Source organism: Paraburkholderia sp. GAS348, assembly GCF_050434205.1.
Classification (GTDB): Bacteria; Pseudomonadota; Gammaproteobacteria; order Burkholderiales; family Burkholderiaceae; genus Paraburkholderia.
On the sequence record NZ_JBNPVT010000021.1, the window covers coordinates 105,190 to 111,515 of the forward strand.

Here is a 6,326-nt window from a genome sequence, read left to right on the forward strand (position 1 = left end):
CAGTTACTCTGACCTTGCCAAACAATCATGATCGAAGTCTATGCATTTTCTACCCCCAACAGCGTCCGGGTTCCGGTTGCCCTGGAAGAGATGGGCATCGCATACGAGCTGAAACCCGTCAACGTCCGCAAAGGCGAGCAGAAGGAAGCGAGCTTCCTGTCGCTCAACGCAAACGGCAAGGTTCCAGTACTCGTTGACCCTGACGGTCCCGATGGAGATCGCTTCGTCTTGACCGAGTCGACCGCCATCCTGATCTATCTTGCGGAGAAGTCGGGAAAGCTGCTCCCGGCCAAGGGCAGCACTCGCGCCCGGGTGTTTGAGCAGCTTTCGTTCCAAATCTCCGGAATTGGTCCAGCGTTTGGCCAGTTAGGCTATTTTCTCAAGCAGGCGCCCGAGCCCGTACCGGCGGCGGTCGCTCGCTTCAGCGCGGAAGCACAACGCGTAATGAAGGTGTTTGATGGTGTTTTGGCGCGTTCTGAGTTCGCGGCGGGAGATGAATTCACGATCGCCGACGTCTCTCACTTCGGTTGGTTGTGGAGACGGCAGTTTGCGGACATCGAATTGCAGGCGTTCCCCAACGTACGAAGATGGTATGACGCCGTTGCAGCGCGCCCAGCCGTGGAGAAGGCCGTTGCACGGGTGAGCGCGCTGGTGCCTGCGGCGTAACCGTTCCCGGTGCCAGGTTCTGCTTGCATGTATAGCGCGTCAAGCACTTTCGGAGCAAGCTGGGCAGGAGCGCTTCTGCAAAAGCAAAGTAGACCGCCTCCTGCCCGACAGCACCGCCCCGTTTCAATCTTGCAGGCAAAACAGGAGGGAGCAACATGAACACGAATTCCCACGTCAAGGTAGCCATACTCGACGACTATCAAAACGTATCGCTTAGCCTCGCGGACTGGTCACCGCTGGATGGACGCGCAAGCATCACTGTGTTCAATGATCACGTCGCCGATACCGACGCCATAATCAATCGGTTGAAGCCATTCGACGTCGTATGTGTGATGCGCGAGCGCACGCCGTTACCGCGCGCGATCCTCGAAAAACTACCGAACCTCAAGCTCATTGCTTCAACCGGCCTCGCGAATGCAGCGATCGACGAGGACGCTGCCGCTGCTCTGGGCATCGCCGTTCTCCACACGGGCTACTCGTCCAACCCGACAATCGAGTTTACGTGGGCGCTGATTCTATCGATGGCACGAAACGTTCCGCAGGAAAATCAGTCCCTGCGTAACGGTGGATGGCAGCTCTCAGTAGGCGAGGAACTGGCAGGCAAGACACTTGGCCTGTTGGGCCTGGGGCGAGTCGGATCGGCGGTCGGCCTGATCGGCCGGGCATTCGGCATGAAGGTCGTTGCATGGAGCCAGAATCTCACACCAGCGGTCGCCGCGGAACACGGCGTTGAGTACGTCACGAAAGACGAGTTGTTTTCGACGTCCGATGTCCTGTCCATTCACGTCCGCCTCAGTCCTCGCACTCATCATCTCGTCGGCGCCGCAGAGTTAGCGAAGATGAAGCCGACGAGCCGGCTGATCAACACCTCCCGAGGTCCGATAGTCGACGGTGCCGCGCTCCTCGAAGCACTCAGGACAAACCGGATTGCCGGCGCAGGCCTGGACGTATACGACGTCGAGCCGCTTGAAAAGCCACACCCGTTACGCGAACTTTCCAATGTACTCGCCACGCCACATATCGGCTATGTGTCTAAGGAGTTGTACCGAACGTTCTACGGCGACACCGTCAAAAACATCGCTCACTGGCTGGACGAAACCGGTCGCACCGCGCAGATCTAGTAAGATAACACCCTCTGGTTGGCCAGTATCCGCCGCGACGAGGACCACCATGAATAGCGACTCCGATTTGACCAGCGGTGCATCGCCTCGCAATGATGCTGTCGATTCGAGCGGATTCTCGGGTGACCTGATAAACGAGAATCCCAGCGCACGGGAAAACCCTCGGTACTATCAACTGTATCCCACGCTAACGGACGCAGAAATCGACAGAATGCGGCGCTTCGGAACGCTACGTCACTGTGCCGCAGGCGACTATCTGTACCGCGTAGGAAGCGTGAGTCCCGGCATGTTCGTGTTCCTGTCGGGAACGGTGCGCGTCGTCGGCCGCGATGGCCTGGGGCGCGAGCGCATGGTGCGCGCGAACATGCAGCGCGGTGAATTCAGCTCCGACATCGGCCAGTTGTCCGGCAAGCCCGCCCTGGTCGAGGCACGTGCGATCGAGGATGTCGAAGCGCTCGTGCTTCCTGCGGAAGGTCTGCGGGCATTGATGGTGGCCGAGGCTGAACTCGGCGAACGGCTCACCCGCGCCCTGATCCTACGGCGCGTCGCCGCCATCGAACGCGGCGACGGGCCCGTCCTCGTTGGCGCAAGTGACAATCCTCGCCTCGTGTCGCTGAGCAATTTCTTGCGACGAAACGGCCATCCGCATGTCGCACTCGATGCCCAGCAGGATGCGGAAGCCGTCGCGCTGATCGAACGGCTCGCTCCGAAGCTCGACGATTTTCCTCTGGTGATATGTCCCAACGGCGCGTTGCTGCGCAATCCCGATGAACTGCAACTGGCCTCGTGCCTCGGGTTGCTGCCTGAGTTCGACCCTGCGCATGTCTACGATCTGGTCATTGTCGGCGCCGGTCCCGCCGGGCTTGCAGCGGCCGTATATGCGGCATCCGAAGGCCTTTCCGTGGCCGCCCTGGATTGCCGGGCGCCAGGTGGCCAGGCCGGCGCCAGTTCACGCATAGAAAACTATCTGGGCTTTCCCACCGGCATTTCCGGCCAGGCGTTGGCCGGGCGCGCCTTCCACCAGGCCCAGAAGTTCGGGGCTCATATCGGGATTCCGTGTGAAGTCAAAACGCTGCATTGCAGCAGGCATCCCCTCTCCGTCGAACTCGCCGACAACCGTCGCATCATGACGCGCTCCGTCGTCATCGCCAGCGGCGCTGAGTACCGACGGCCACCTTTCGAGGGACTCGATCGATTCGAAGGTCGTGGGGTCTATTACTGGGCGTCGCCAATCGAGGCGAGATTGTGCCGCAATGAGCCGGTACTGCTGGTTGGCGGCGGCAATTCGGCCGGCCAGGCTGCGGTATTTCTCGCCTCGCACGCCGCGCATGTCCATCTGTTCATCCGCGCCGCCAACCTCGACCAGAGCATGTCGCGCTACCTGATCGAACGCGTCACGTCGTTGCCAAACGTGACACTTCATCCACGCGTGGAAATTATCGCTCTCGAAGGCAGCGAGCGACTCGAACAGGTTCGCTATCGCTGCCGCATCCGGGATACCGAAGCAACGATTCAGTCGGGTCACCTTTTCCTGTTTACTGGTGCGGATCCCAATACGGACTGGCTGCGTTCATGCGGCGTTTCGCTAGACCGCAAGGGGTTTGTCCTGACTGGAACCGATATCGGCGAAGGGGGCATCCGATCGCTTCCGCTGCAAACCAGCGTCGATGGCGTATTCGCGATCGGTGACGCTCGCGCCGGCTCGGTCAAACGGGTCGCCGCAGCGGTAGGTGAAGGTGCGGCCGTTGTGGCACAAATCCACCGGTTTCTCAGCGCTGAGCGGTAAGCTACCTGATTTGACGTTAAACCACGGGTGCTTCACTATTCGCCCAGCCAGGAGGATGCAGTGGACCGGTTAACAGCGATGGAAACCTTTGTATGCGTGGTGGAGTCGGGTTCATTTTCGGCTGCTGCGCGACTATTGAATGTAGGGCAGCCAGCCGTATCCAAGACCATCGCACTGCTCGAAGAACGACTCTCGGTGCGCCTGTTGCTGCGCTCGACGCGCGGCTTAATGCCAACCGAGGCGGGTCAGGCATTTTACGGGCGGGCAAAACGCGCGATCGAAGAGGCAGAAGAAGCGGAGCTCGCAGCCCGCGGAACTGGCACCAACCTCACGGGACGCCTGCGCGTGTGCGCCGCCGTTACGTTTGCCCGGCTACACATCGTGCCTGCCATCGGACGGTTTCTCGAAGCACATCCTGATCTCAACATCGACATGGTTCTCGACGATCGCAATGTCGATCTGCTTGAAGAAGGCATCGACATCGCATTGCGCATGGGACGACTCGAGGACTCGAGCATGACCGCACGCAAGATCGGTGAAGTCCCACGTCTTGTGGTAGGCACGCCTGCCTACTTCAACCGCGCCGGAATCCCCGTTTCCCCGGCGGACCTGTCGTCCCATCAGGCAATCGTATATAACCAGCGAGGTGGCGGCGGCACGTGGACCTTTCGACGCGAAAGCTCGGAAGTTGCCGTCGTCGTATCCGGACGCGTTGCCACTACGGCGGCTGAAGGAATCCGGGCGGCGGTTCTCGCCGATCTCGGGTTAGCGGTGGTATCCGAATGGATGTTTTCCCCGGAACTGAAAAGCGGCGAAGTCTGCTCGGTGCTCAACGACTGGCGCCTGCCTCCCATCGAGCTTTGGGCCGTGTTCCCGAGCGGCCGCATGGTCAACGCCAAAACACGCGCATTCCTCAACTTCCTCGCAGATATCCTGGACTTCCGCACAGATCCCGTAGACACGGGCGATCACCCGCAAGCCGGCAGCCCTGACGCCCCCGGAAATGTGCAGTGATACCCTCGCGCATTCGATCCCCGATGCGGTTGCCGTTCGGTCTCTCAACGCGTGGCCGCAGACTCTCGCTTCGCTGAAGACGGCATTTCGTGCGTGGATGATCGATAGGCTGCGAGACGGCTTGCGGTCAGCATCGGCCAGACCGGGTCGCAAACGCTATTCCCGCAGGGGATAACTACTATGCCGCGAGGCGCGTGGTGCCGCGCGCCCGACGTAGATAGACTGCTGCGAACCACAACAGACTATCTTCACAGGATTCCAAAATGCAAATCCTCGTCACCAGTGCGTCCGGCGCCAACGGCGACGGATATGGTTCGCTTCTTTCTTTTTCCCTCGACGGAACAGCACGCGGTACGTTCAGCGCGGATCCCCGCATCACGGATCCCCGCGGCCTGAGCGTGAGCGCGAATCGACGGCTTCTCTATGTAAATAGCGGCAGCGATCGAATCCTCGCACTGGACGCCGCTGGAAATGTGGTACGGGACACAGGAGAGATTCCGGGGCTCAATGCGGGAGGCGGCAACCTTGCACCCGACGGCACATACCTGGTCGGAATGCGCAGCGCACGGACCATCGTCGCGTTTGACGCCGATCTTGCCGGCGCGCCGCAAAACGTCCTGCCTGCGGGGGTTGTGCCGTTTCCCCGCGGTTTCGCGTCGGCCGAAGACGGAACCCTCTATCTGGCCTCGGGCATCGGCCCGGGGGGCGAAGGGGAAAACAGCATTGCAGTATTCGACGCAGACGGCACGCCGCTAGCGTCCCGATTCATCAGCGACGATGCACTGAGTCCATTAGATCTCGCGATCGCGCCCAACGGAAACATCATCGTCTCCAGCGAGTTTCCGTTTCGCGCGCCCGACGCCGTGACGAGCATTCGTGAATATGACCGCTCGAGCGGCAACCTGGTGCGTGTATTTGCCCCTCCACCAGGAGTCGGCTTCCATCAACCTCGAGGCTTACGGTTCGGTCCCGACGGACATTTGTATTGCGTTGCGCGCGACAACGTCATGGCATTCGACTTTGGCGACGGACGCTTCCTTGATTCCGTGGTGCATATGCCACGGCTCAATGGCCAGGCCATCGTCTTCTTTCCACTCCTCGCGGATTGAATTCGCCAGTCCTGGCCATAAACAGCTCGACCTTCAGATCGGGGCGACGGAGTCGACAACCCCGCCGCCCTGCTCACGTCTCTACCATTTCAATCAAGCCACGGCATCTTCAAGCACCGACTTGTAGTCGGTATAACCGCGCTCGTCACCACCGTAAAACGTTGTGCGGTCGTATTGATTGAGCGGCGCACCGCTACGCAGCCGTTCCGGCAGATCGGGATTGGAGATGAACATCCGGCCGAATGCAACAAGATCCGCGTGGCCGTCGACAATAATCTGCTCGGCATTCTCACGCGTGAAGCCACCTGCAGCGATGATCGTGCCTTTGTAGATCCGGCGAATGTCCTTCGACGTAACGTCGGAATCGCTCGTCTCCTTCTCCACGATGCCCCGAATGCGAGGCTCAATCACATGCAGGTAGGCGAGATCATACTGATTCAGCCGCTCTGCCACGTAACCGAACGTCGCATGCGGGTTGCTATCGGACATCGTGCCGTACGTACCGCTCGGCGAAAGACGGACGGCCACGCGGCCCGGACCCCAGACGGAAACGACCGCGTCGAGCGTATCGAAGAGGAAACGAGCGCGATTTTCGATCGGACCGCCGTACACGTCGTCTCGGTGGTTCGT

At 60.3% G+C, this 6,326-nt stretch carries 5 protein-coding genes and 1 pseudogene; 5 read left to right on the top strand and 1 reads right to left on the bottom strand.

The annotated features are described in order from the left end of the window. Positions 1-27 precede the first annotated feature (27 nt). The 5 genes from P3T22_RS26810 to P3T22_RS26830 all read left to right on the top strand — a co-directional run bounded on the left by P3T22_RS26810 (position 28) and on the right by P3T22_RS26830 (position 5,696). Entirely contained in the window at positions 28-666 is a 639-nt protein-coding gene (locus tag P3T22_RS26810; protein ID WP_063499390.1) for a glutathione S-transferase family protein, read from the top strand. Positions 667-821: 155 nt separating this feature from the next. After that, the gene (locus P3T22_RS26815) at positions 822-1,787 is read left to right on the top strand and encodes a D-2-hydroxyacid dehydrogenase family protein (RefSeq protein ID WP_063499391.1); all 966 of its coding nucleotides are present in this window, start codon (positions 822-824) and stop codon (positions 1,785-1,787) included. 49 nt (positions 1,788-1,836) lie between these two features. Further along, on the top strand, positions 1,837-3,573 hold the full coding sequence (locus tag P3T22_RS26820; RefSeq protein ID WP_063499392.1) for an FAD-dependent oxidoreductase: 1,737 nt from the start codon (positions 1,837-1,839) through the stop codon (positions 3,571-3,573). A gap of 60 nt (positions 3,574-3,633) precedes the next feature. Continuing rightward, positions 3,634-4,587, top strand: a complete 954-nt coding sequence (locus P3T22_RS26825) for a LysR family transcriptional regulator (RefSeq protein WP_082855349.1) — start codon at positions 3,634-3,636, stop codon at positions 4,585-4,587. A 263-nt stretch (positions 4,588-4,850) separates the two neighbouring features. Then, positions 4,851-5,696, top strand: a complete 846-nt coding sequence (locus tag P3T22_RS26830; protein ID WP_063499394.1) for a hypothetical protein — start codon at positions 4,851-4,853, stop codon at positions 5,694-5,696. A gap of 93 nt (positions 5,697-5,789) precedes the next feature. On the opposite strand, the pseudogene P3T22_RS26835 reads toward P3T22_RS26830, so the two are convergent. Further along, positions 5,790-6,326, bottom strand: a pseudogene (locus tag P3T22_RS26835) (alkene reductase); the annotation flags it as partial.

What these genes read in the sequence shown, in the direction of transcription:
- P3T22_RS26810 (WP_063499390.1), top strand. Translation starts at nt 28, where the DNA reads ATGATCGAAGTCTATGCATTTTCTACCCCCAACAGCGTCCGGGTTCCG.
- P3T22_RS26815 (WP_063499391.1), top strand. Translation starts at nt 822, where the DNA reads ATGAACACGAATTCCCACGTCAAGGTAGCCATACTCGACGACTATCAA.
- P3T22_RS26830 (WP_063499394.1), top strand. Translation starts at nt 4,851, where the DNA reads ATGCAAATCCTCGTCACCAGTGCGTCCGGCGCCAACGGCGACGGATAT.
- P3T22_RS26820 (WP_063499392.1), top strand. Translation starts at nt 1,837, where the DNA reads ATGAATAGCGACTCCGATTTGACCAGCGGTGCATCGCCTCGCAATGAT.